Here is a 25,199-nt window from a genome sequence, read left to right on the forward strand (position 1 = left end):
TAGACCGTCGCGGCTAAACGTTGGGATATAGGTGGCGGAGTCGGGTGCGGGCGTCTTGGGTGGTGAAGTGCCAGTTGACCTGGCGCTGATTGGTGTTGGCGGCGTGTTGCCAGGCGGTGAGTTCGGCGTTGAGCACGGCGAGGTCCTCGATGCGCCGGTCCAGGCATTGCCGGGTCAGGGCCGAGAGTTCGATCTCGGCGATGTTGAGCCAGGAGCCGTGTTTGGGGGTGTGGTGGATCTCCAGGCGCTGCGCCAGGGTGAACGCCTTGGCTGGGCCGAACGCCTCGTACAGCGACCCGGTGGTGTGGGTATTGAGGTTGTCCATCACCAGCACGACCTTGGCGGCGTCGGGGTAGTCGAGGGTCAGGAGCCGTTCGACCTGGCGTGCCCAGTCGACCTTGGTCCGGCGGGGCTGGGCGTCCACGCGCCGCCACCCTTGCAGGGGCTCGACCCAGCAGAAGACCGAGCAGGTGCCGTGCCGCACGTATTCGCTGTCTTCCTTCAGGTCCTGTCCCGGCCGGGCGGGGATCGGGTCCCGGGCATGCGCCAGGAGCTGGTAGGGCTTCTCGTCCATGCACACCACCGGACTGGCCGGGTCGTAGGGCCGGGCGTACACGGCCAGGACGTCTTCCATCGCCGCAGCGAACTGCGCGTTCGCCCGTGGCGGGATGGTCCAGCACTTCTTCAGATGAGGACGCAGTTCCGTTTTTTTAACACCCGCCCGATGGTGGAGTGGTCCAGGTCCGGGATGTCCTCACTCAGCGCGACGTGCTTCTCCAGCAGCCGCAGCGACCATCGGGCATGCCCCGCCGGTGGCTGCGAGCAGGCCATCGCGATGAGCCGGGCCTCGACCTCGCCGGTCACCGGCGAGGGCACCGGCGGGAGGTCGCGCTTCTTCCGCGCGATCGTGGCGTGAACATCGCCACCGGTCTCGGCAAAACGCTTGGCGACCAGCCGCAACGTCTCACCGGAGACGCCGAGCCGGGCCGCGATCACCTCCTTGGGATCCACCTCACCCACCGAGGTATCCAGCGCAAGCAGCACTCGGGCGCGCATGGTCATCGAGGCTGGGCGGACACCCGTCGTGGTCACCCGTACCAACTCCTCGCGATCCTGCGCGGTCAACCTGACCGGCCGCTTCTTCTGCGAACCCATGACAACAGTCCTGTCTGGCAAAGGGGAAGGACTCTGCCAGACACCAACCTCCCAACTAGACATGCCATAACTAAGCAGCGACACGCTACTAGGTTCCTCGGACGCCGTAGAGCCTCCGGGCGCTTGGACTGACCGGCCGGGGGCACCTCCCAGCGGTAGCTGGGGGCGAGCCGAAGGGGCGCGTCGCTGTCGAAAGGGAGAGCGCGCGCAGGGAGCGAGGGCTGCGATCGATTTGCGGCTCCGCCTCGTGAGCGACCGAGCACGGTCGACCGTCGACAGGGGGCGCCTCCCAGCGGTAGCTGGGGGAGACTGAAGCGCCCCGGAGGCGAACCGATGCCCAAAAAAGACTGCGCGGGGACCGCCGCACCCCGGTGCTGGGCACCGAGGGCGGGACGACGGCGGTCCCCGCGGGGGACGCGGGCCGGGTCAGGGCCGGACTTCCGCGTCCAGGCGACCATGGAGTCCGGGAGCCGCTCCGGAGGTCCTGTCGCCTCATCCTGGGTGTCGGTGTCGTCCTTCCGACGCCCACTAATCTGCCGGAGCTGTGTTAACCCTGTGCTGCGGGCGCGTGACACGTACGTACCACTTCCCCGAAGCCCTGGCGGACCTCCCTCGAAGGGCAGTTGGGCCCCGTTCGGGCCCCGTTCGGGTCCAGTTCGAGCCCCCTGATGAGCCCGCTTATGAGCGGTTACTTGGCGCCGCTGGCCAGGTACGCCAGCAGGTCCTGCCGGCTCACCACACCCTTCGGCTTCCCCTCCACCAGCACGATCGCCGCGTCCGCCGTGCCCAGCACCGCCATCAGGTCCTCGACCGGCTCGCCGGAGCCGACGTGCGGCAGCGGCGGGCTCATGTGCTTCTCCAGCGGGTCGGTCAGCTCCGCGCGCCGGGCGAACAGGGCGTCCAGCAGCTCGCGTTCCACCACCGAACCGATGACCTCGGCGGCCATCACATCCGGGTGCCCGGCGCCCGGCTTGACGATCGGCATCTGCGAGACGCCGTATTCGCGCAGCACGTCGATGGCCTCGCCCACCGTCTCGTCCGGGTGCATATGGACCAGCGAGGGCAGTCCGCCCTGCTTGCCCTGGAGGACGTCGCCGACGCGCACCGAGGGGCCGTCCTCCTCCAGGAAGCCGTAGTCGGCCATCCACTCATCGTTGAAGATCTTGGACAGATAGCCACGACCGCTGTCGGGCAGCAGCACGACCACCACATCGTCCGGGCCGAGCCGCTCGGCGACCTTCAGCGCGCCCACGACCGCCATTCCGCAGGAGCCGCCGACCAGCAGCCCCTCCTCCTTGGCCAGCCGCCGCGTCATCTGGAAGGCGTCCTTGTCGGAGACCGCGACGATCTCGTCCGCGACGGTCTGGTCGTAGGCGGTCGGCCAGAAGTCCTCGCCGACGCCCTCGATCAGATACGGGCGGCCGGAGCCGCCGGAGTAGACCGAGCCCTCGGGGTCGGCGCCGATCACCTGGACCCGGCCCTCGCTGGCCTCCTTCAGATAGCGGCCGGTGCCGGAGATCGTGCCGCCGGTGCCGACGCCCGCGACGAAGTGGGTGATCTTCCCCTCGGTCTGCTCCCACAGCTCGGGGCCGGTGGACTCGTAGTGGGAGAGCGGGTTGTTCGGGTTGCTGTACTGGTCGGGCTTCCAGGCACCCGGCGTCTCGCGGACCAGCCGGTCGGAGACGTTGTAGTACGAGTCGGGGTGCTCGGGGTCCACGGCGGTGGGGCAGACCACCACCTCGGCGCCGTAGGCCCGCAGCACGTTGATCTTGTCCGTGGACACCTTGTCCGGGCAGACGAAGATGCACTTGTAGCCCTTGCGCTGGGCGACCATGGCGAGGCCCACGCCCGTGTTGCCGGACGTCGGCTCGACGATGGTGCCGCCCGGCTTGAGCTCACCGGAGCGCTCGGCTGCCTCGATCATCCGGACCGCGATCCGGTCCTTCACCGAGCCACCGGGATTGAAGTATTCGACCTTGGCCAGGACGGTTGCCCGGATGCCCTCGGTCACGGTGTTGAGCTTCACCAGCGGGGTGTTGCCGACCAGCTCAATCATCGATTCGTAGTACTGCACACCTGCTCCTGGTCCGGTTCCGCGGGATCTCCGCGTCGGGGCGGCCGCCATCGCGGCGCCGTGCTATCAGCTTATTGCGCGCCCCCGCCCTGCGACCCGTGAGTTGGGAGGAAGGCTGTGCGGGGCAACAAGTTGTTAGCGAGGCGTACAAAGGAGAAAGAAGCGCGTGCGCGTGCGGACGGAGGTGGGCTGGACCCATGTCGATGTCGAGGGCGAGGGTGGCGCGGCGGATCGCGGCCGCGGCGGCGTACGGGGGCGGCGGGATCGGGCTGCTGGGCGGGGTGACCGCCGTGCTGTTGCTCACCGAGGTGTCCCATGCGAAACGGGTCGTGGGCGGGTCGGACGATCCTCCGCCGCGCGCGGACGGCCGATATGGCTTCGCCTTCGCCCGCAGGACCGGCCAGCCCCCACTGCGGCTGGCCTTTCTCGGCGACTCCACGGCCGCCGGGCAGGGCGTCCACCGCCCTCGTCAGACACCGGGCGCGCTGCTCGCCTCGGGGCTCGCGGCGGTCGCCGAGCGCCCGGTGGACCTGCGGAACGTGGCACTGCCGGGGGCGCAGTCCAGCGATCTGGAGCGCCAGGTCACGCTGGTGCTGGAGGATGCGGAGCTGCCTCCCGACGTGTGCGTGATCATGATCGGTGCCAATGACGTCACCCGTCGGATGCCGCCCGCCAAGTCGGTGCGGCTGCTGTCGGACGCGGTGCGCAGACTGCGCGAGAGCGGCTGCGAGGTGGTGGTGGGCACCTGTCCCGACCTCGGCACGATCGAGCCCGTCTATCAGCCGCTGCGCTGGGTCGCGCGGCGGCTGAGCCGACAGCTCGCCGCCGCGCAGACGATCGGGGTGGTGGAGCAGGACGGACGCACGGTCTCGCTGGGCGATCTGCTCGGCCCCGAGTTCGCGGCCAATCCGCGCGAGCTGTTCGGCCCGGACAACTTCCACCCCTCGGCGGAGGGGTACGCCACGGCCGCGATGGCCATTCTGCCGACCCTGTGCGACTCGCTGGGCCTGTGGCCCGAGGAGGCGCCGGAGACGCTCGACGAGGGCATCCTGCCGGTCGCCACGGCGGCGGCCGAGGCGGCCGCCGAGGGTGGCACCGAGGTCACGGCGGCTCGCGGGCCCTGGGCCCGGTTGCTGCGGCGCCATCGGCCCGCGACGCAGGAGCCGGCGACCGTGTCCGGCTCCCCCGACACCTCGTCCCCGACCTCCCCGCCCCCTTCAGGCTGCTGACCCCCACCGGGCCCGGCTCCCCTTGGGCTGGGGCCCCAGCCCACCCGGGCCTGCGGCCCGGGCCCCTTCGGTGGGGGCTGATCTGCCCGGCCGGGTGTGGCTTTCGTCTCGCGCCTTCGGCGCAATTGAGCAGCGGCGGCGGAGGTGCCCACCGGGCCTCCGCCGCCGACCGCCGGGTCGGCGGGGGCGAGGGCCGGTCGCGGCTCCCGCCGCCAGGGGTCAAGGCCAACGCCGGAGAGCGGGCGGTGCCGGGCTGCGCCCACGCCGCCGGGCCGATAGCGGCTCCTATGGCCGCGCCCCGGCTGCCATGCCGCCGCGGCCCCCGGCGGCCATGCCCCTCCGGGCGCGCGCTGATCTGCCCGACCGAGCGCGGGTTTCGTCTCGCGCCTTCGGCGCAAATGAGCAGCGGCGGCGGAGGTGCCCACCGGGCCTCCGCCGCCGACCGCCGGGCCGGCGGGGGCGAGGGCCGGTCGCGGCTCCCGCCGCCAGGGGTCAAGGCCAACGCCGGAGAGCGGGCGGTGCCGGGCTGCGCCCACGCCGCCGGGCCGATAGCGGCTCCTATGGCCGCGCCCCGGCTGCCATGCCGCCGCGGCCCCCGGCGGCCATGCCCCTCCGGGCGCGCGCTGATCTGCCCGACCGAGCGCGGGTTTCGTCTCGCGCCTTCGGCGCAAATGAGCAGCGGCGGCGGAGGTGCCCGGCCGAGCCCTCGCCGCCGACCGCCGGGCCGCAGGGGGGCGAGGGCCGGTCGCGGCTCCCGCCGCCAGGGGTCAAGGCCAACGCCGGGCAGCAGGCGGTGGCGGGCCGGGGCCGCGCCGCCGGCCGTCGGGGCGGTGGCGGCTTCCGTGGGCCGGGGGCGAGGCCGATGCCGGGGGCAGGGGGGGTGGGGTACCCCTCTGGAAATCGCTTGATGAATTAGTTGCGTCAGGTCAAGTACTGGGCGCGCCGGGAGCAGGGCACCCGGCCCTGGAAGCTCCCGCCCGTCCGGGCAGCGGGCGGCCCGGCCCGCGTTCGGGGCCCCGGGGCCGCTGGGCCCCAGCGGCGGCGCCCGGGTGCGTATCGGCGTCCCGTAGGGCGCGAGGGAAGGGCGCCGCGACCAGAGCGAGACCGGGGTCGCTGAGCGTACGCTTGGAAAAAAGAGTTCCGCGTCACAGCCCGCACCCCGTGACCCTGCCGATACGTACGGGTAACTTCCCTCAGAGTCCCACCCGCACCCCCGCCCCCATGGAGCCGTGATGCCCGAAGCAGTGATCGTCTCTGCAGCCCGTTCTCCCATCGGCCGCGCCTTCAAGGGATCGCTCAAAGATCTGCGCCCGGACGACCTCACCGCCGAGATCATCCAGGCCGCGCTCGCCAAGGTCCCCGAGCTCGATCCGCGCGAGATCGACGACCTGATGCTCGGCTGCGGGGCGCCCGGCGGTGAGCAGGGGCACAACCTGGGGCGAGTCGTGGCCGTGCAGATGGGGATGGACCACCTCCCCGGCTGCACGATCACCCGCTACTGCTCCTCCTCCCTCCAGACCTCGCGGATGGCGATGCACGCCATCAAGGCGGGCGAGGGCGACGTCTTCATCTCGGCGGGCGTCGAGATGGTCTCGCGGGCCAAGAAGGGCACCTCGGACGGGCTGCCGGACACCCACAACCCGCTGTTCGCGGACGCCGAGGCCCGTACGGTCACGCGCGCCGAGCAGGGCGGCGAGGGCTGGCACGACCCGCGCGAGGACGGCCTGCTCCCCGATGTGTACATCGCCATGGGCCAGACCGCCGAGAACCTGGCCCGGCTCAAGGGAGTCACCCGCGAGGACATGGACGAGTTCGGCGTCCGGTCCCAGAATCTCGCCGAGGAAGCCATCAAGAAGGGCTTCTGGGAGCGTGAGATCACCCCGGTGACCACCCCGGACGGCACGGTCGTCAGCCAGGACGACGGTCCCCGCGCGGGCACCACCCTGGAGGCCGTGCAGGGCCTGAAGCCGGTCTTCCGTCCCGACGGCCGGATCACCGCGGGCAACTGCTGTCCGCTCAACGACGGCGCCGCGGCGCTGGTGATCATGTCCGACACCAAGGCGCGGGAGCTGGGCGTGACCCCGCTGGCCCGGATCGTGTCGACCGGCGTCTCCGGCCTCTCCCCCGAGATCATGGGGTACGGACCGGTCGAGGCGTCCAAGCAGGCGCTGGCCCGGGCCGGGATGTCGGTCGGCGACATCGACCTGGTGGAGATCAACGAGGCGTTCGCCGCGCAGGTCATCCCGTCCTACCGCGATCTGGGCATCGACCTGGACCGGCTCAATGTCAACGGCGGCGCGATCGCCGTGGGCCACCCCTTCGGCATGACCGGTGCCCGGATCACCGGCACGCTGATCAATTCGCTGCAGTTCCACGACAAGCAGTTCGGCCTGGAGACCATGTGCGTCGGCGGCGGCCAGGGCATGGCGATGGTCATCGAGCGCCTGAGCTGAGCCGGGTCGAGCCGGGCGGCCGAGCCCGGCCGAGCCGCTGGACCGATCCGGGCCGGGCCGAGGGGCCGAGCCGCCCCGCGTCTGAGACACTGGTTTCGATCGAGCCGTGACCGAATCTCCCCCAGGATGTGACAAAGGTCCTGGGGGAGAGCCGTCTGCCCAGCTCAGCACCGGTGACCAAAGGCCCTTCCGGTACCGAATTCTGCCCATTTGGTGATGGTATGCACTGACGTCGAGAGGCGATAAGCCTCAAGCTGAGGTAGGAATTCGGGGGATCAACAGCCAACCGGGAGTACGTCAGTGAGCCCCACGACTCTTGCCCTCCTCCTGGCCGCGGTGACCGCCACGGCCGTAGGGGCGGCCGCCCTGCACACCGCGCGCGGTATGCGCCGGCAGATCTGTGAGCTGCGCGCCGAGCTCGCGGCCACCGTCGCCGCCGGCGCCCAGGAGAGCAGAGGCGGCGAGGAGAACGGTGTGACGGTGCCCGCACCCCGCGCCACCCCGGTCGCCGAGATACGCGCGGCCGTCGCCGAGGCGCTCGCCGAGGAGCGGGAGCGCGAGCTGGCCGAGGCACGGGCGTTCTGGGCCGCCCAGGAGGCCAGGGACTCCGCCGGAACGGCCGACGCCCACTCGCTGCTGGGCGGGCCCGGCGGGTACGGCGAGGACGCCGTACAGGACGCGCAGCTCTTCGTGCCCCGCCAGGCCGATCTGGCCGGGCTCGAACCGCTGCTCGGCCTGGACGCGCTGGGTCCCGAGGCGCTGGACTCCGCCGGGGACCAGGAACCCGAGGTCGAGGCCGAGGTGGAGCTGGAGCTGAGCGTCGAGCCCGAGCCGGCGGCCGAGCCCCGGGAGTCGGCCGAGCTCGCGGCGGCCCGCCGGCGCCATCCGTCCCACCCCGACTTCTCCCCGTCGTCACCCGTGGCCGACCACGACCGTACGGTGACCCGGATCACCGAACTGGCCGACGCCCGCACCCCGCTGTCCGATGTGCGCCCCGGGCCCCTCGGCACCCTGGATGTCTATGTCTTCGCCGACGGCACCACGATCTGCATGACCCCGGGCCACCGGGAGACGGCCGAGCGGCTGGCGGACGCGCTGCGCGAGGGCACCACCCCGGTGCTGCTCGGCGGCTCGGGCGTCTCCGGTGCGTATGCGCTCACGTTCGGTTGCGGCGAGGACAATGTGTACGTCCTGGCCGACCGCGTCATCGCCTCGCTGTGAGCCCCGGTACGAACCGGCGGTGAGCCCCGGTACGAACCCGCGGTCAGCCCCGGCACGAACCCGCGGTCAGCCTCAGCGACCGGCGCCCTCAGACCCCGCAGCGCCCGGCCGTCTGCACCACGAGCGCCACCGCCTCGGTGACCCCCCGCGCCGCCCGGCCGCCCCCGGAGCCGCCCGGCGCACGCTCCAGCGCGTGCACCAAGTCATGTCCGGCCACCGCGACCTGGTCGGCGACCACGAACAGCCCCGCGTCCGGCATGATCCGCGGCGGGGTTCCCGGCTCCTCCAGACGCTGTGCGCGCGCCGACAATTCCCTAGCCAGCGCCAGTCCTTCGGCCGCGGCGCCCGCGCGCAGCCGGGACTGCGGAAGGGCGCGCAGCCGGTCGGCGAGCCGGTCGACGGCGGTCATGAGGGGGGTCGCATCATCCACGCTCCGAGCGTATGCGCCACTGAGGGACTGTTGCCAACGGGCGAACACTCAGGCACGGTGAGCTGAAGGAAACCCGGGCCATGGACCCGGGGGCCGGCATGGAAGCGTCCGGAGGCGCCGATGTCCCAAATCTTCTCCGACGAGACTCACCGGAACCTACTCTCCCGCATCCCCCAGTGCACGGGCCGTGAAGTTGCCGACTGGCTGCGCACGGTCGACGATGGCCCCGCTTTCTTCCGCTTCGAGGAGAAGGTGAGCTGGTTGCGCGGCGAGCACCAGCTCGCCTACGGCCATGCGAAAGCCATCATCCATGAACACGACTTGAGGCGTGCGGCACGCAAGCTGCTGTAGCCGCTGCCCGGAGGCAGAAGCGTGTATGACAGACCCACCGAACCGGGCGGCTTAAGCCGCGCAGGAAGAAGGGCCCGCGGAGGTCATCGCCTCCGCGGGCCCTTTCAGGTGTGGCGGGTCCGAGCCGGTGGTGCGGACGAGGCCCGCACCACCCGACGCTAGTCCCTGAAGATCGAGATCAGCCGGAGCAGCTCCAGGTAGATCCACACCAGCGAGAGCGTCAGCCCGAAGGCCGCCAGCCAGGACTCCTCGCGCGGAGCGCCGTACTGGACGCCGTCCTCGATCTGCTTGAAGTCCATCGCCAGGAACGCCGCGCCGAGCACGACACCGACGAGGCCGAAGACGATGCCGAGGCCACCGCTGCGGAAGCCGAGGCCGTCCCCGCCTCCGATGGCGGCGAACAGCAAGTTGACCGCCATCAGCAGCACGAAGCCGATGGCGGCGGCGAGCACGAAGCGCTGGAATCGCGCGTTCACCCGGATGAGACGGGTCTTGTACGCGACGAGCACACCGACGAACACGGCCATCGTGCCGAGCACGGCCTGCATCGGGATGCCGGACCAGCGGTCGTTGTACACCTGGCTGATGACGCCGAGGAAGAGACCCTCGAAGAGGGCGTAACCCATGATCAGCGCAGGCGAGGCCGTGCGCTTGAACGCCTGGACGAGACCGAGCACCATCGCCACGAGCGCGGCGCCGAAGCCCACGCCCACCGGAAGCTGCGCGATCCACGCGACCGCGGCGGCGACGATGACGGTGCCGAGCGTCATACCGGTGCGCATGACGACGTCGTCCATCGTCATCCGGCCGGTCTGCAGCGGGCCCGCCGGCGGCGCGCCGTACATCTGCTGCAGCTGCTCAGGGGTCAGATTCTGCTGGTCGCCCGCCGCATAGGGGTTCGTGGGCGCCTGTGTCTGCGCGTACGGATTGCCCTGACCGGCGACGGGGTTCCCGGCCTGCGGCGCCGCGCCGAAACCGGCGTAGCCGCCGCTGCGGCTGAACCCCCGTCGCGAGAAGACCGGGTTGCTGCTCCTCATCTCACTCCTCCATGGCCGCCGGGCGCGACCTTGACTCAAGAGTAATAGGTAAGCAAAGAAGGCACCCTAGTGCCCAAGGAGGATCTTTTCACGCAGAGAGAGACCGCGCGAGGCCCCTGCGGGCCCCGCGCACGCACATTGGGCGACCATCCACACACGCTGAGTGCGCCCACCGGATCTGAAGGTGCCCGGAACCGGACTTGAACCGGTACGCCCGCGAGGGGCAGCGAGGTTTAAGCTCGCCGTGTCTGCATTCCACCATCCGGGCGGCGGTTCCCCCTGGGCCATACGGAGCGCATACGGCCCTCCCCTGGAAGAGAGCAGCACGAGCCTATCCGGGGACATGCCCCCGCACAGTGAATCCTCGGACCGAGGTTGTCTTATTTTATTGGCAACTGAGGGTGCATCAGCAGCGGGGCGGGGTACCCGAAGTTGCCGACGGCCATTGGACCTGCCGATATGCCCTGAACCCCCATTAACTGGGGATTGACGCAATCTCGACGCCCCGCCCGGGGTGTCTTCTCCTCCTCAAGGAGGACTCCGCCACCACCACCTACATCGCGAGACCCCCCGCAGAACCGGAGCACGGGCTGATCCCGTCCCCTTTCACAACCGGAACCATGGAGTGACGTCCCGCCCACTCCCGCAGAGCACGACAGGAGTCATCCACCGTGACCACCACCCCCTTCGGCGTCGAAACCGCCCACCGCACGTCAGCGGCGGCCGCCCGGGCCACCGATCTCTCCAAGGTCTACGGCGAAGGCGAGACCCAGGTCATCGCCCTGGACTCGGTCTCCGTCGAGTTCCGCCAGGCGGAGTACACCGCGATCATGGGCCCCTCGGGCTCCGGCAAGTCGACGCTGATGCACTGCATGGCGGGTCTCGACACGATCTCCAGCGGCTCGGCCCGGATCGGCGACGTCGAACTGACCACGCTCAAGGACAAGAAGCTCACCCAGCTACGCCGCGACAAGATCGGCTTCATCTTCCAGGCGTTCAACCTGCTGCCGACGCTGAACGCGCTGGAGAACATCACCCTCCCTATGGACATCGCCGGTCGCAAGGCCGACGCCGCGTGGCTGGACAAGGTCGTGGCCACGGTCGGTCTGGCCGGGCGGCTCAAGCACCGGCCCAACCAGCTGTCGGGTGGTCAGCAGCAGCGCGTCGCGGTGGCCCGCGCCCTGGCCGGCCAGCCGGAGATCATCTTCGCCGACGAGCCGACCGGAAACCTGGACTCCCGTTCCGGCGCCGAGGTCCTGGGCTTCCTGCGCAACTCGGTGCGGGAGATGGGCCAGACGATCGTGATGGTGACCCACGACCCGGTCGCCGCGTCCTACGCCGACCGCGTGGTCTTCCTCGCCGACGGCCGGATCGTGGACGACCTGCGCAACCCCACCGCCGACTCGGTCCTCGACCGCATGAAGCGCTTCGACGCCAAGGGCCGTACGAGCTGACGCGGGGCGCGCCCGTATCCGTACGCCGCCTCGCACTCCCCTCCCCACCTCTCAGGACTGACACTCATGCTCCGTACAGCCCTGCGCAATGTGCTTGCGCACAAGGCCCGGTTGCTGATGACCGTGCTCGCCGTGATGCTCGGTGTGGCCTTCGTCGCCGGCACCCTGGTCTTCACCAACACCATCTCCGACGCCTACCAGAAGAGCTCCCAGAAGGGCTTCCAGGGCGTCGACGTCGCCATCAGCCCGGACAAGAAGGACGACGACTCCGCCATCCCCGGTGACGCCCCCCGGCTGAGCCAGCAGGTGCTCGACAAGGCGGCCAAGGCGCCCGGCGTCGGCTCCGCCTACGGTGTCGTGAACGGCTACTCCGCCCTCGCCGACAAGAAGGGCGACCTGCTCGGCGGCGGCTTCTCCAACCGCGGCGGCAACTACTACCCGGGAGCCGACGGCAAGGACCCCCGGTACACGATGGCCGAGGGCCGCGCCCCCAAGGCCGCGGGTGAGATCGCGCTCGACTCCAAGACCGCCGAGCGCGGCAAGTACAAGGCCGGGGACTCCATCCGGGTCTCCGTCGACGGCCCGGTGCGCACCGAGAAGGTCGTCGGCGTCTTCACCACCGACGACGGCACTGTCGCGGCCGGCGGCACCCTCGCGCTCTACGACACGGTCACCGCCCAGAAGCTGTTCGCCAAGCCCGGGCAGTTCGACGAGATCGACGTGAAGGCCGCCGCGGGCACCTCGCAGGCGACGCTGAAGTCCGAGATCGACAAGGTCCTGCCCGAGCAGGCCAAGGCCACCACCGGCAAGAAGCTCGCCAAGGACCAGGCCAAGGTGATCGAAGAGGGCATGAGCAGCATGCAGACCGCGATGCTGGTGTTCGCCGGGATCGCGCTCTTCGTCGGCATCTTCATCATCGTCAACACCTTCTCCATGCTGGTCGCCCAGCGCACCAGGGAGCTCGCCCTGATGCGCGCGGTGGGTGCGACCCGCCGTCAGGTGACCCGGTCGGTGCTGCTGGAGGCCACCTTCGTGGGTGCCGTCGCGGCCGTGGTGGGCCTCGCGGCCGGTGTCGGCATCGGCGCCCTGCTGCGCTCGGTGCTCAACTCCACCGGGGCCAGCGTCCCGGACGGTCCGCTGGTCGTCGCGCCGACCACCGTGCTGGTCTCGGTGCTCGTGGGCGTCGTGGTGACCGTGCTCTCCGCCTGGCTGCCCGGCCGCCGCGCCGCCAAGATCCCGCCGGTCGCCGCGATGAACAGCGTGCACGCCGCGCCGACCACCCGTGGTCTGGTGGTCCGCAACACCATCGGCTCGCTCTTCGCCGCGGCCGGTGTCGCCCTGGTGGTGGCCGGTGCGGGCATGAGCGGCAGCGACGGCCAGGGCCCGATGGCGTTCGGCGCGGCCGTCCTGGTGATCGGCGTCTTCATCCTCACCCCGCTGCTGTCCCGGCCGCTGATCGCGGCCGTCTCCCCGGTGCTGCGGATCTTCGGGATGCCCGGCAAGCTGGCCCGGCAGAACGCGGTGCGCAACCCGCGCCGTACCGCCGCCACCGCCTCCGCCCTGATGGTCGGCCTCACCCTGATCACCGGCATGACGGTGATCGCGGGGAGCATGCAGAAGGGCATCAACAACATGGCCGCCGACGGGCTGAAGTCCGACTACGTGGTCAGCATGGGCGGGGACGGCGTACGGCCGCTGTCGCCGGAGGTGTCCAAGACCCTGGCCAAGGTGCCCGACGTCACCGCGATCAGCCCGCTGCGCTCCTCCCCGGCCCGGGTCGCCGGTGACACCGAGACCCTGATGGGCGTCGACCCCAAGGCCATCAAGGAACTGGTGAACGTGGACTTCACCGAGGGCTCCTTCGGCGCGCTCGGGGGCACCAAGGTCCTCGTCGACGACAAGATCGCCCACAACAACCACTGGAAGGTCGGCTCCGCCTTCCCCGTGACCTACGAGGACGGCAGCAAGGGCCGGCTGACCGTGGGCGGTGTCTACGAGGGCAACCAGATGGTCAACGGCGTCATGCTCGACAGCGCCACGGTCACCCCGCACATGACGACCGTCGCCGACTTCCAGGTGATGCTGAAGACCAAGGGCGGCGCCACGCAGGACACCCAGAACCTGCTGAAGAAGACGCTCGGCGACAACCCCGCGATCAAGGTCCAGAACAAGCAGGACCTCTCGGACGAAATCGCCAAGGCCTTCACCCTGATGCTGAACATGCTCTACGGGCTGCTCGGCATGGCCGTGATCGTCGCGGTGCTCGGGGTCATCAACACCCTGGCGATGTCGGTCTTCGAACGGTCCAAGGAGATCGGCATGCTGCGGGCGATCGGCCTGGACCGGGCCGGTATCAAGCGGATGGTGCGGCTGGAGTCACTGGTCATCTCGCTCTTCGGCGGAGTGCTCGGCATCGGCCTCGGCGTCTTCTTCGGCTGGGCGGCCGGTGAGCTGATCGCCTCCGAGCTGCCGACCTACGAGATGGTGCTGCCGTGGGCCCGGATGGGTCTGTTCCTGCTGATGGCCGCGCTGGTCGGCGTGATCGCCGCGCTGTGGCCGGCCCGGCGGGCCTCCAAGCTCAACATGCTGATGGCCATCAAGGCCGAATAGCGGCGAGCCGATCGGCCAACCGCCACCGGACGTCCCCGTTCGCCCCCTCCCCGGGGCGGACGGGGACGTCCGCGTTTCAGCCGCGCCAGTCGCGGGCGCGCAGCGGCAGCCCCGAGGTCCCGCTCTCGGGGGTGCGGACGGCGAGGATCTGGTTGACCCCGATCCGGTTGCGTTCGAAGGAGAGGGCGGAGGCCGCCATGTAGAGCCGCCAGACCCGGGCCCGGCCCGGGGAGGTCAGCCGCATGGCCCGCGGCCAGGACCGCTCCAGGTTGGCGACCCAGCTCCGCAGCGTGAGCGCGTAATGCTCGCGGATGGCCTCCACATCGCGTACCTCGAAGCCGGCCTCCTCGAGCTGGGTGACGGTCCGGCCGACCGGGGCGAGCTCACCGTCGGGGAAGACATACCGGTCGATGAACTCGTCCACGTGGTACGCCTCTTCGTCCGGCTGGGGGCGCCGGGCGATCTGGTGGTTCAGCAGCCGCCCGCCCGGCCGCAGCAGCCGGTGCAGGATGGCGGTGTACTCGGCGTAGCGCACGGAGCCCACATGCTCGGCCATGCCGATGGAGGAGATGGCGTCGTAGGGCCCGTCCGGCACCTCACGGTAGTCCTGGACCCGGATCTCCACCTGGTCGGTGAGCCCGGCGTCCGCGATGCGCTTACGGGCGTACGCCGCCTGCTCCTCGGAGAGCGTGACGCCGACGGCGCGCACTCCGTATTCGCGTGCCGCGTGCAGCACCATCGAGCCCCAGCCGCACCCCACGTCCAGCAGCCGCTGGCCCGGTCGCAGGGCCAGCTTGCGGCAGACGAGGTCCAGCTTGGCGCGCTGGGCGTCCTCGAGCGCCGAATCCGGGGTGTCCCAGTAGGCGCAGGAGTAGACCATCGAGGGCCCGAGCACCAGCTCGTAGAAGTCGTTGCCGACGTCGTAGTGGTGGCTGATGGCCTTCTTGTCGCGGCGCAGGGAGTGCAGCGGAGCGAAGCCGGTCCGCGCCTCCTCGCGGGGCGGGGTCGGCGGCAGCCCCGGCCCGGCGAGCGCGATCAGCTTCCCGGTGGCGGTGCGCAGCGCCGGGTCGCGCAGCGCCTGGATGGCGGTGCGGAGCCGGGACCGCGGCGCGGTGGCGGGGCCGCGCTCCCACAGCAGCCCGGACAGCCGCTCCAGGGCGTCGTACAGATCGCCCTCGACGTCCAGGTCTCCGGCGACCCAGGCGCGGGCCAGGCCCAGCTCGCCCGGCCGCCACAGCAGCCGACGCAGCGCGCGGCGGCGCCGGATGACCAGGGTGGGGGCGCCGGGCGGGCCGGTCTCGCTGTGGTCCCAGGCGCGGACGCGGATCGGGAGGGGGTCTCCCAGCACCTCCGTGGCCAGGCTGGCGATCCGCCCAGCGGCGTCGGACATGTCACACCTCCGTGATGGCGAGTCAGGAAGATTCACTCACCACGTAAACACCATGGAACCCGCTTTACAGTCCCGCCGACACGTCTGGAATCGGCAAAACAGCTTCAAAAGGCGAGCCATCGGCGGGCAGACGAAAGGGCGCCCGCCCCACGGATGGCGGACGCCCTCGGCGTCAGATGTGCGGGTCCGGCCCGGAGGTCAGGACGCCTTTGCCTTCTCGGCCGGTGCCGACGGCTTGACCGCGGCGGCGGCGCTGACCGGGGAGGCGGCCTCGTAGAACTCCTCGCGGGGGTTCTCGATGGCGCCGAGCGAGACGACCTCGCGCTTGAGGAACATCCCCAGCGTCCAGTCGGCGATCACCCGGATCTTGCGGTTGAAGGTCGGCATGGCCATGCCGTGGTAGCCACGGTGCATGTACCAGGCGAGACGGCCCTTCAGCTTGATCTTCATCTTGCCGAAGACGATCATCGCGACGCCCTTGTGGAGGCCCAGACCCGCGACGGCACCCTTGTTGGCGTGCTTGTACTGGCCCTGCGGGAAGCCCCGCATGCCCGAGATCACGTTGTCGCCGAGGACCTTGGCCTGGCGCAGCGCGTGCTGGGCGTTCGGCGGGCACCAGGCGCCCTCGCCGCCGGCGAGGTCCGGCACCTGGGCGTTGTCGCCCGCGGCCCAGATGTAGTCGGTGCCCTGGACCTGGAGGGTCGGGGCGGTGTCCACGTGGCCGCGCGGGCCGAGCGGGAGGCCGAAGCGGGCCAGCGCCGGGTTGGGCTTGACGCCGGCGGTCCACACGATGGTGTTGGAGTCGACCTCGAGGCCGTTCTTGAGGACGACGTGGCCGTCGATGCAGGAGTCCATCGAGGTCTTGAGGTAGACCTCGACACCGCGCTTCTGGAGGTGCTCCAGACCCCACTGGCCGAGCTTCGGGCCGACCTCGGGGAGGATCTTGTCGGCGGCGTCGACGAGGACGAAGCGCATGTCCTCGCGCTTCACGTTCGGGTAGTACTTGGCCGCGTCACGGGCCATGTCCTCGATCTCGCCGATGGTCTCCGCGCCGGCGAAGCCACCGCCGACGAAGACGAAGGTGAGCGCCTTGCGGCGGATCTCCTCGTCCGTGGTGGAGTCGGCCTTGTCGAGCTGCTCGAGGACGTGGTTGCGCAGGCCGATGGCCTCCTCTATGCCCTTCATGCCGATGCCGTTCTCCGCGAGACCGGGGATCGGGAAGGTACGGGAGACCGCGCCGAGGGCGACGACCAGGTAGTCGAAGGGCAGCTCGTACGTCTCGCCGACGAGCGGCTGGATGACGGCGACCTTGCGGTCCTGGTCGATGGTCGACACTCGGCCGGTGAGGACCTCCGCCTTGGGGAGCACGCGCCGCAGCGGAACCACGACGTGGCGCGGGGAGATGCTGCCGGCCGCAGCTTCGGGGAGGAAGGGCTGGTACGTCATGTACGAGCGCGGGTCGACGACCGTGACGGTCGCCTCGCCGTACCGCATCTTCTTGAGGATGCGGCGTGCCGCGTACAGGCCTACGTACCCACCGCCTACAACGAGGATCCTGGGACGCTCCGTGGTGCTCATGTTTCGAGTATCCAGCACCCCCCGAGGGGGACCTCGTGAGCCCCTTCACAAGCATGGTGACAGTATCTGCTACACTCCGCCGCCCCCGTGACGGATGCCATATCGGCAGAGGGGAACCACAAGGCGGATCGGCACGTTCCCGCCCCCTCTGAGCAGGGCTTGTGGTTGAACTCGGGAGTAGACCAAGCGGTCCGCGCCGGGACCCGCGACACCCCCCTGACACCTCACGATCCGGTCAGTGACGGGGCACGGCCACCGAAACCGCCCCGGAGGGCCACATCGGTCGGCCACCAGGCGCCTTTTTCATGTGAAGAGTTTCACGAACTTTCCTGGAGGCGGTTCACGGAAGGCCCCCGAAGGGGGTTCCGTGGCCGCTCATACGTTATTCCGCCCGCTCAGGCGATGCTCCAGGCGATCCCGTCGAGGATGTCATGTTCGCTCACCACGACCTCCTCGGCGCCGGTCCTTTCCATGATCGAAAGCAGGATGAGCGCCCCCGCGCCGATCACGTCGACCCGCCCCGGGTGCATCACCGGAATCGCCGCCCGCTCGGCGTGGGTGGAGCCGAGCAGCTTCGCGGTGATCTCGCGGACCTGGTCGACGGTGACCCGCGAGTGGTGGATCGCGGAGGAGTCGTACTCCTCCAGACCCAGCGCGATCCCGGCCACGGTGGTGACCGAACCGGCCAGCCCGACCAGCGCGTGGCCGTCCGCGGGACGGCAGGCACGGGTGAGCGGCACGGTCCGCTCGGCGAGGTCCAGCGCCGCGTCCACATCGCCCTTTATGGCGGCGAGCTGATCCTCCGTCGGGGGATCGGTGATCCGGCCGTCCGCCACCAGATGGCGCTCGGTCAGCCGGACGCAGCCGATGTCCACGCTGCGGGCCGCCCGCACCCGTTCGCCGCCCTCGACGAACTCCGTCGAACCGCCGCCGATGTCCACCACCAGATACGGCCCGGCCACATGATCATGGCCCTGGAGCTCCATGGTGGCCCCGGTGAAGGAGAACTCCGCCTCCTGGTCCCCGGTGATCACCTCGGGTTCCACGCCCAGGATCTCCACGACCCCGCGCACGAACTCCTCGCGGTTCTCGGCGTCGCGGGAGGCGGAGGTGGCCACGAAGCGGATGCGCTCGGCGCCCAGCTCACCGATGACCACCGCATACTCGCGGCAGGCGGCGAAGGTGCGCTCCAGAGCCTCGGGAGCGAGCCGTCCCGTGCGGTCCACCCCCTGGCCCAGCCGGACGATGTTCATCCGGCGGTCGAGCTCGATCAGCTCCCCGGTGGCCGGATCGGCGTCCGCCACCAGCAGCCGGATCGAGTTGGTGCCGCAGTCCACGGCGGCGACGCGGGTCATGCGCTCCCCTCCCGGCTCTCGCCCTCGGCCCCGCAGGGGCTGACGCACGGGCCCTTGCGCCACCACTCCGGCAGCATCGCGAGCGCCTCGTCCCCGAGCGGATTGACCCCGGGCCCGGCCGCGAGGGCGTGGGCCACCAGGACGTGCAGGCACTTCACCCGGTCCGGCATCCCGCCCGCGCTGGGGAAGCCCTGGAGCACCTCGATGGCGTCGCGGCGCGCGATGTAGTCCTCGTGGGCGGCGCGGTAGGCGGCGGCCAGCTCGGGGTCGGTGGCCAGCCGGGCCGTCATCTCCTTCATCACGCCCTCGGCCTCCAGCGTGCCGATCGCGGACGCGGCACGCGGACAGGTCAGGTAATAGAGGGTGGGGAAGGGCGTACCGTCCTCGAGCCGCGGCGCGGTCTCCACGACGTCCGGATTGCCGCAGGGGCAGCGGTGCGCGATCGCACGCAGGCCCCGGGGCACGCGGCTGAGCTGCTCCCGTACGGCGTGAATGTCCGCGTCGGTGGGCTCGGTGGGCTCCGTCTGGGGCGGGGGCGTATCCATGAGTGGGAAAGTTCTTCTTCTTCGTTTCGGTTCGTCACCGGGTGCGACCGGTGGCCGGAGCGCGGCGCCTCAGCGGCGTGCGCTGCCCGCCCCCGCCGCGTCCGCCGTGTCCACGGCGTCCCAGAGGTTGGAGTACCAGGGGCGGCCGGCCGCGCCCTGGTCGGTGGAGCGCTCGGTGGAGCCGCTGCCGTCCACCACGCTGTAGCCGGTCTCCCCCGGCATCAGGAAGTGCAGCCGCTCCCGGGCCTGCTGCTCGGTGTAGGCGGGGTCGCGCAGCCGGGCCTTCCGCTCCCGCAGCTTCTTCACGTCCTCGCGGGCCCGCTGGGCCTCGCTCCGCTGCTCGGCGATGTCGGAGCGCTGGGAGATGTACTGCCGCATCGGGTAGGCGAGCGCCACCACCAGGGAGCAGACGACCAGCGCGAGCAGGGCCGCGCGGCCGGTCAGCCGGCCCCGGCGACGCTTGGTCCGCACCCGGTAGACCCGGGCGGCGGCGTGCTCGCCGAGTGCCTTGAGCCTGGTCGCGGTGGAGAACCGTTCGCGATCCGCCGGCACGTCGCCTCCCCGGAGATGACTTCGCTTGAGTGACGCGTAACGCCGTCCCCGGTCACGGTACGGGACCGCGGCCGGGGACGGGTGTCAGACGTGTCTGCTACTTGAGGTCGTACGCGGGTCAGCCCTTGAAGCGCGGGAAGGCCGAGCGGCCCGCGTACACCGCGGCGTCGTCGAGGATCTCCTCGATGCGCAGCAGCTGGTTGTACTTGGCCACCCGCTCGGAGCGGGCCGGGGCGCCGGTCTTGATCTGGCCGCAGTTGGTGGCGACGGCCAGGTCGGCGATGGTGACGTCCTCGGTCTCACCGGAGCGGTGCGACATCATGCACTTGTAGCCGCTGCGCTGGGCCAGCTCGACGGCGTCCAGGGTCTCGGTCAGCGAGCCGATCTGGTTGACCTTGACCAGCAGGGCGTTCGCGGTGTCGTTGTCGATACCGCGGGCGAGCCGCTCCGGGTTGGTGACGAAGAGGTCGTCGCCGACGAGCTGGACCTTGTCGCCGAGCTGCTCGGTGATGGTCTTCCAGCCGTCCCAGTCCTCCTCGTTCAGCGGGTCCTCGAGGGAGACCAGCGGGTACGCGGCGACCAGCTCGGCGTAGTACGAGGTCATCTCGGCGGCGGTGCGGGACTTGCCCTCGAACTCGTAGGACCCGTCCTTGTAGAACTCGGAGGCGGCGACGTCGAGCGCGAGCGCGATGTCCTGGCCGGGCTGGTAGCCGGCCTTCTTGATCGCCTCGAGGATCAGGTCGAGGGCCTCACGGTTGGAGCCGAGGTTCGGCGCGAAGCCGCCCTCGTCGCCGAGGCCGGTGGACAGGCCGCGCTCCTTCAGCACGGACTTCAGGGTGTGGTAGACCTCGGCGCCCCAGCGCACGGCCTCGGAGAAGGACTCCGCGCCCACGGGCGCGATCATGAACTCCTGGATGTCCACATTGGAGTCGGCGTGCGACCCGCCGTTGAGGATGTTCATCATCGGGACCGGCAGCAGATGGGCGTTCGGGCCGCCGAGGTAACGGAAGAGCGGGAGGTCGGACGCCTCGGAGGCGGCGTGCGCGACCGCGAGGGAGACGCCGAGGATGGCGTTGGCACCGAGCGAGGACTTGTCCGGGGTGGCGTCCAGGTCGAACATCGCCTGGTCGATCAGACGCTGCTCGGTGGCGTCGTAGCCGACCAGCTCGGGGCCGATCTGCTCGATGACGGCGAGGACGGCCTTCTCGACGCCCTTGCCGTGGTAGCGGTTCTTGTCGCCGTCACGGAGTTCGAGGGCCTCGAAGGCGCCGGTGGAGGCGCCGGACGGAACGGCGGCACGGCCGGTGCTGCCGTCGTCGAGGCCGACCTCGACCTCGACCGTGGGGTTGCCTCGCGAGTCGAGGATCTCGCGAGCTACGACGACGTCGATGGACGGCACGAGGTTCTCCTTCGTATGGGTCTGCGGTAGCAGCACGAGCCTAACGGGCCGGGAGGGCTGCACCCTGCGTTCGCCCGCCCCACGAGACAGAGGCGTGACACAAAAAGCCAGATTCCGAATCACATATCCGGATTTCTGGTGAATCGGGCAATGAGGGAGCCCCGGTGGGGCGCACCATAGGGGCGGCAGGCCCGACCGGGGCTCGTCTCAGGGGTTCTCGGACGGCGGCCTCGGAAGCCTCGGGAAGAGTGCTCAGGCCGCGGCCGCGGCTGCGACCGTGACTCAGCCGAGGTGCAGCTTCTGGCCCGGGTAGATCAGGTCGGCCTTCTCCACGATGTCGTCGTTCAGCTTGAAGAGCTTCTTCCAGCCGCCCTTGACGTGGTGCTCCTTGGCGATCTTGCCGAGGGTGTCGCCGGACTTGACCTTGTACTCGCCGTCACCCTTCTTGATCGGGCCACGGGGCTGCTCACGCGTGGCGCGCTCGGGCGCGGTGTGCGGCTGGGCCTTCGGCTGGGCAGGCTGGGCGGCCGGGGCCGACTTGGTGGAGGCCGACGGCTGGTCCTGCGAACCGGAGGGCGCGGAGGGGGCGGACGGCGCGGACGGCGCGGACGGCGCGGACGGGCTGCCGCCGGAGGTCAGACCCTTGCCGCAGACCGGCCAGGCGCCCTTGCCCTGGCTGCCGAGGACCTTCTCGGCTATCTGGATCTGCTGGCTCTTGCTGGCCTTGTCCGCGGTGGGCGCGTAGGCGGTGCCGCCGTACGCGGCCCAGGTGGAGCTCGAGAACTGCAGGCCGCCGTAGTAGCCGTTGCCGGTGTTGATCGACCAGTTGCCACCGGCCTCGCACTGCGCGACCTGGTCCCACTGGACGCCGCTGGCCGCGGAGGCGGAGGTCGCCCCGATGAGGGGCGCCGCCACGGCGGCACCGGCGAGACCGGTGAGCGCGGCGATACGGGTGGCCTTGGAGGGACGGCGGTGCTTCCCGTTGGACTTCAGCATCGTTGGTTCGTTTCCTCACCGACGCCTACGAGGTGAGCTGTCGGGTTCGGACGTGAGTTGCCCGGCCGGTCGCGATGATCGCTCCCGGCTTCACCCCTAGCCGACGAGCCCGTGTCCACAGGCCACTCGGCACCTACCTTGGGTCCCCCGCTCCTGCCTTCGGCGCTGACGCGTCGGTTTCCCCCCGACCGCCGGCAGGATTCGGCGTGACGATCGACGGTGCCCGCGGTGGCGAGCGGAAAGACGTTAAACACACCTCCCCAGAACGTTCAAACACCCCAATGGCAGCGAATGGGGCTGTAATTGATCTCACCCGGCCCACATCGGCGCAGGTAGGGCCGGGTGAGGAGAGATCGGACACGAGGTGCGCCCCGGAAATTGTGACGAGATGTATGTCTCACCGGAACCAGATCGGGCAATTCCCCCCGAATCACTGCTCCCTGATGGTGAGGTCAAGTCGCTGACCAGGGATGATCAGGTCGGGGTCGATTCCGATGAGGTCCTCGTTGCTCTCGTAGAGCCCTTCCCAACCTCGGGACACATTCCGGTCCTCGGCGATCCCTGACAGATTGTCACCGGGGCGAACAGTGTAATCGTCGCCCGTGGGGCCCTGGTCGCGGTCCACGGCGTCACGCGAGGCATGGCGCCCGGAGGGCTGCCCGTCCGCCGAATCGCCGTCCTCGGCCCGCCCCCCGGCGTCCGGGGAGCCGCGGTGGCGGCCGGAGGGCGAGGGGTCGGCGGAGGGATCCGCCGAGGACCCCTTCGAGCCGTCCGACGCCGAGTCGGCCGGGTCGTCCGAGCCGTCCGAGGTCGGGTCATCCGAGGCCGAGCCGTCCGACGTCGGGGTGTCCGATGCCGAGCCGTCCAGTCCGTCGGGGGACTCGGAGGTGTGGGGGGCCGCCGGCTTCTCGGCCGATCCGGACGAATCCGGCTTACCGGCGCCGTCGGACGTCCCCGAACGGTCCGACTCCGGGGAGGAGGAGCCGTCCCGCTCCCGGCCCCCCGTCTCGCCCCGGCCCGCCCCCGGGTCCCGGGTGGCCGTGCCACCGGGGTCCACATCGGGGGCGCCGGAGCCGTCGGTGAGCCCCGCACCCAGCGCACAGCTCGGCCAGGCGTCGGGGCCGCGGTCGCCGAGGATCGACTGGGCGACGGATATCTGCTGGGAGCGGCTGGCCAGGTCGGGGCGCGGGGCGTACTCCGTGCCGCCGTAGTCCTTCCACATGTCGAGGGTGAGCTGCAGTCCGCCGTAGAAGCCGTTGCCCTCGTCGGCGCTCCACATACCGCCGCTCTCGCACTCGGCGACCTGATCCCAGGTGGCGGTCTGGGCGGCCTGTGCGCCGGACGCCCCGAAGAGGGGCAGGGCGATGCTCGCTCCCGTGACCCCCGCCGCGACGATGATGGCCGGAGCCTGACGGGGGCGACGGTGTCGACCATTACCGGAACGCATGCGATTGCCCTCTCTATGGCGAACTCGGTTGCCGGTGAACATAGCGAGGGCACTCGATCATCACAAGCCGATGTATCCCAGGTCACGCCACGGTCACACGACTGATCATTCGTCACCAATGTCCGTAGTACGGGGCTTGGCAGCCTCAGCGGTCCGCGGAATCCCAGGTCACCGGGAGCGTGCGCAGCCCGCGCATGATGAGCCCGCCGCGCCACCGCAGATCCTCCGGTTCCGCCGCGAGCCGCAGTCCGGGCAGGCGCCGCAGCAGGGTGGCGATCGCGGTCTGCGCCTCCAGCCGGGCGAGCGGGGCGCCGAGGCAGTAGTGGATGCCGTGGCCGTAGCCGAGGTGCTGGTTGTCGCGGCGGGTGAGGTCGAGGACGTCGGGCTCAGCGAACCGCTCGGGGTCCCGGTCGGCCGCGGCGAGCACCACCAGCACCGGCTCCCCTTCGGCGATGCGCTGCCCCGCGAGGGTGAGCGGCTCGGTGGCGAACCGCCAGGTGGCGATCTCCACGGGCCCGTCGTAGCGCAGCAGCTCCTCGACCCCGGCGGCCAGCAGCCGCTCGTCCCCTTCTTCCAGGGCCCGCTGCATGACGGCGCGCTGCTCCGGATGGCGCAGAAGTGCGTAGACGCCGTTGCCGATGAGGTTGACTGTGGTCTCGAAGCCGGCGAACAAGAGGATGAAGGCCATGGCCGCGGCCTCGTTCTCGGTGAGGTGCTCACCGTGGTCGCTGGCCCGGATCAGCCCCGAGATCAGGTCCTCCCCGTCCTCTTCTTCCCTCCGCTCCACGAGCTCCAGGCGCTTGCGGTGGATCAGCTCGCCGAGATACGCGCGGATCCTCTTCACGGCGCGGGCCACGCCGCCGCGCGGGCCTCCGCCGTGCCGGATCATCGCGCCGGCCCAGTCCCGGAAGTCGTCCTGGTCCTCGCGCGGCACCCCGAGCAGATCGCAGATCGCATAAATAGGGAGAGGAAAGGCGAACTCATGGATCAGGTCCGCCTCTCCCCTTTCCTCGAAGGCGTCGATGAGCTGATCGGTGAGGGTCTGTACCCGAGGGGCGAACGCGGCCACCCGGCGCGGGGTGAACGCCTTGGAGACCAGCCGTCGCAGCCGGGTGTGATCGGGAGGGTCGATATTGAGCAGATGCGTCATCAGGTCGGCACGTTGTTCGCCGGGAATGCCCACCTTGCCCTTTGCGTGAGCCGCCGCGCTGTGCCGCTGGGGGTTCTTGGAGAGCCGGGGATCGGCCAGCGCCTTCCTGGCATCCGCGTAACGGGTCACCAGCCAGGCGTCGACACCGCTGGGCAGCGTGGTCCGGTGCACCGGGGCGTGCTCGCGCAGCCAGGCGTACGCAGGGTAGGGATCGGTGGCGAACTCCCAGGTGAAGAGGGTGGGAGCGGAGCTGTCACGAGGCTGTTCCGACACGCCCCGACGATACCCGCGACCAGTCGCCCCCTCCGGCCTGTCGGAAGTAACGGGCAACAGAGAAATAAGTGAATAAGCAGAACAAAGAGAATAAGAGAGCAATGACCGGGATGAATGTCCAGCGGAATTCCTCATTCATCTCCACACACCCTTCACCACCCATGCACAGCGCGGGTCGAATGCCCGGATATCTGATGGCTGCGACCGCCGTTCGGTGGTTGCCCGCGCCGCCCCGATACGAACCCCCGGGGCATGCCCTGACGTCGGTCAACGCGGTGAACTGGCGGTGTGGCTGAAACGACGTCAGGTGAACGAATGGGACTGGGGCACATGCACGGGGCCCAGTGATACCGGTGATACGATCACCGCGCTTGCCAGGCGAGCCAAGGGCGCGTAAGACACACGGCGATCCGGCACATCAGCCGAGAGGGTCCCCACTCTGAGGAGCATTATGCCGCCAGTTGGGCATATGGAGCCGTTCCGGCGCACCGACGCCTGTG

20 protein-coding genes, 1 tRNA gene and 1 riboswitch are annotated in these 25,199 nt (G+C 70.3%); of the genes, 6 read left to right on the plus strand and 15 right to left on the minus strand.

The window, feature by feature from the left end:
- Positions 1-13: 13 nt before the first annotated feature.
- From STRVI_RS53850 to STRVI_RS39970, 3 genes are all read right to left on the minus strand, one after another.
- Complete coding sequence (locus tag STRVI_RS53850; protein ID WP_208949302.1) at positions 14-700, minus strand: IS630 family transposase; 687 nt, start codon at positions 698-700, stop codon at positions 14-16.
- A complete protein-coding gene (locus STRVI_RS53855) occupies positions 685-1,155 on the minus strand; it encodes a helix-turn-helix domain-containing protein (protein WP_014061251.1) in 471 nt (156 codons plus the stop codon). Before STRVI_RS53855 ends, STRVI_RS53850 begins: the two co-directional genes overlap by 16 nt.
- Before the next feature lie 688 nt (positions 1,156-1,843).
- Entirely contained in the window at positions 1,844-3,229 is a 1,386-nt protein-coding gene (locus tag STRVI_RS39970; protein WP_014061252.1) for a cystathionine beta-synthase, read from the minus strand.
- A 197-nt stretch (positions 3,230-3,426) separates the two neighbouring features.
- Here STRVI_RS39970 and STRVI_RS39975 point away from each other — a divergent pair, with 197 nt between their 5' ends.
- The 3 genes from STRVI_RS39975 to STRVI_RS39985 all read left to right on the plus strand — a co-directional run bounded on the left by STRVI_RS39975 (position 3,427) and on the right by STRVI_RS39985 (position 8,132).
- Positions 3,427-4,458: an SGNH/GDSL hydrolase family protein gene (locus STRVI_RS39975; RefSeq protein ID WP_014061253.1), complete on the plus strand. Its 1,032-nt coding sequence runs from the start codon at positions 3,427-3,429 to the stop codon at positions 4,456-4,458.
- A gap of 1,232 nt (positions 4,459-5,690) precedes the next feature.
- Complete coding sequence (locus tag STRVI_RS39980) at positions 5,691-6,911, plus strand: acetyl-CoA C-acetyltransferase (RefSeq protein WP_014061254.1); 1,221 nt, start codon at positions 5,691-5,693, stop codon at positions 6,909-6,911.
- Between the two features lie 300 nt (positions 6,912-7,211).
- Entirely contained in the window at positions 7,212-8,132 is a 921-nt protein-coding gene (locus STRVI_RS39985) for a hypothetical protein (RefSeq protein ID WP_014061255.1), read from the plus strand.
- 88 nt (positions 8,133-8,220) lie between these two features.
- Here STRVI_RS39985 and STRVI_RS39990 read toward each other — a convergent pair whose 3' ends face one another.
- Positions 8,221-8,541 (minus strand): hypothetical protein, encoded by a 321-nt coding sequence (locus STRVI_RS39990; protein ID WP_014061256.1) that lies wholly within the window; start codon positions 8,539-8,541, stop codon positions 8,221-8,223.
- A gap of 141 nt (positions 8,542-8,682) precedes the next feature.
- Here STRVI_RS39990 and STRVI_RS39995 point away from each other — a divergent pair, with 141 nt between their 5' ends.
- Positions 8,683-8,913 carry a DUF4287 domain-containing protein gene (locus STRVI_RS39995; protein ID WP_014061257.1) on the plus strand — a complete coding sequence of 77 codons (231 nt, stop codon included), beginning with the start codon at positions 8,683-8,685 and terminating at the stop codon, positions 8,911-8,913.
- Between the two features lie 158 nt (positions 8,914-9,071).
- Here STRVI_RS39995 and STRVI_RS40000 read toward each other — a convergent pair whose 3' ends face one another.
- Positions 9,072-9,950, minus strand: coding sequence for a Bax inhibitor-1/YccA family protein (locus STRVI_RS40000; protein WP_014061258.1), 879 nt, complete (start codon positions 9,948-9,950; stop codon positions 9,072-9,074).
- A 185-nt stretch (positions 9,951-10,135) separates the two neighbouring features.
- Positions 10,136-10,218: transfer RNA gene (locus STRVI_RS40005), tRNA-Leu, on the minus strand.
- Between the two features lie 403 nt (positions 10,219-10,621).
- On the opposite strand from STRVI_RS40005, the gene STRVI_RS40010 reads away from it, so the two are divergent.
- Both STRVI_RS40010 and STRVI_RS40015 read left to right on the plus strand, forming a co-directional pair.
- The gene (locus STRVI_RS40010) at positions 10,622-11,404 is read left to right on the plus strand and encodes an ABC transporter ATP-binding protein (protein ID WP_014061259.1); all 783 of its coding nucleotides are present in this window, start codon (positions 10,622-10,624) and stop codon (positions 11,402-11,404) included.
- A gap of 66 nt (positions 11,405-11,470) precedes the next feature.
- Positions 11,471-14,014, plus strand: coding sequence for an ABC transporter permease (locus STRVI_RS40015; RefSeq protein ID WP_014061260.1), 2,544 nt, complete (start codon positions 11,471-11,473; stop codon positions 14,012-14,014).
- Between the two features lie 76 nt (positions 14,015-14,090).
- On the opposite strand, the gene STRVI_RS40020 is transcribed toward STRVI_RS40015, so the two are convergent.
- From STRVI_RS40020 to STRVI_RS40060, 9 genes are all read right to left on the minus strand, one after another.
- A complete protein-coding gene (locus STRVI_RS40020) occupies positions 14,091-15,404 on the minus strand; it encodes an SAM-dependent methyltransferase (RefSeq protein ID WP_014061261.1) in 1,314 nt (437 codons plus the stop codon).
- 198 nt (positions 15,405-15,602) lie between these two features.
- Positions 15,603-16,982, minus strand: a complete 1,380-nt coding sequence (locus STRVI_RS40025) for an NAD(P)/FAD-dependent oxidoreductase (protein WP_014061262.1) — start codon at positions 16,980-16,982, stop codon at positions 15,603-15,605.
- A 395-nt stretch (positions 16,983-17,377) separates the two neighbouring features.
- Positions 17,378-18,337, minus strand: coding sequence for a Ppx/GppA phosphatase family protein (locus tag STRVI_RS40030; RefSeq protein ID WP_014061263.1), 960 nt, complete (start codon positions 18,335-18,337; stop codon positions 17,378-17,380).
- The gene (locus STRVI_RS40035; RefSeq protein WP_014061264.1) at positions 18,334-18,882 is read right to left on the minus strand and encodes a DUF501 domain-containing protein; all 549 of its coding nucleotides are present in this window, start codon (positions 18,880-18,882) and stop codon (positions 18,334-18,336) included. Before STRVI_RS40035 ends, STRVI_RS40030 begins: the two co-directional genes overlap by 4 nt.
- A gap of 69 nt (positions 18,883-18,951) precedes the next feature.
- Positions 18,952-19,434 (minus strand): FtsB family cell division protein, encoded by a 483-nt coding sequence (locus STRVI_RS40040; RefSeq protein ID WP_014061265.1) that lies wholly within the window; start codon positions 19,432-19,434, stop codon positions 18,952-18,954.
- Positions 19,435-19,552: 118 nt separating this feature from the next.
- Positions 19,553-20,833: a phosphopyruvate hydratase gene (eno, locus tag STRVI_RS40045; protein ID WP_014061266.1), complete on the minus strand. Its 1,281-nt coding sequence runs from the start codon at positions 20,831-20,833 to the stop codon at positions 19,553-19,555.
- Positions 20,834-21,115: 282 nt separating this feature from the next.
- Positions 21,116-21,829 (minus strand): transglycosylase family protein, encoded by a 714-nt coding sequence (locus tag STRVI_RS40050; RefSeq protein WP_014061267.1) that lies wholly within the window; start codon positions 21,827-21,829, stop codon positions 21,116-21,118.
- A gap of 7 nt (positions 21,830-21,836) precedes the next feature.
- Positions 21,837-22,004, minus strand: a riboswitch (cyclic di-AMP (ydaO/yuaA leader).
- Positions 22,005-22,259: 255 nt separating this feature from the next.
- Positions 22,260-23,276, minus strand: a complete 1,017-nt coding sequence (locus tag STRVI_RS40055) for a transglycosylase family protein (protein WP_014061268.1) — start codon at positions 23,274-23,276, stop codon at positions 22,260-22,262.
- Positions 23,277-23,421: 145 nt separating this feature from the next.
- Complete coding sequence (locus STRVI_RS40060) at positions 23,422-24,699, minus strand: cytochrome P450 family protein (protein WP_014061269.1); 1,278 nt, start codon at positions 24,697-24,699, stop codon at positions 23,422-23,424.
- Positions 24,700-25,199 lie beyond the last annotated feature (500 nt).

The organism is Streptomyces violaceusniger Tu 4113 (assembly GCF_000147815.2).
Taxonomy (GTDB): Bacteria; Actinomycetota; Actinomycetes; order Streptomycetales; family Streptomycetaceae; genus Streptomyces; species Streptomyces violaceusniger_A.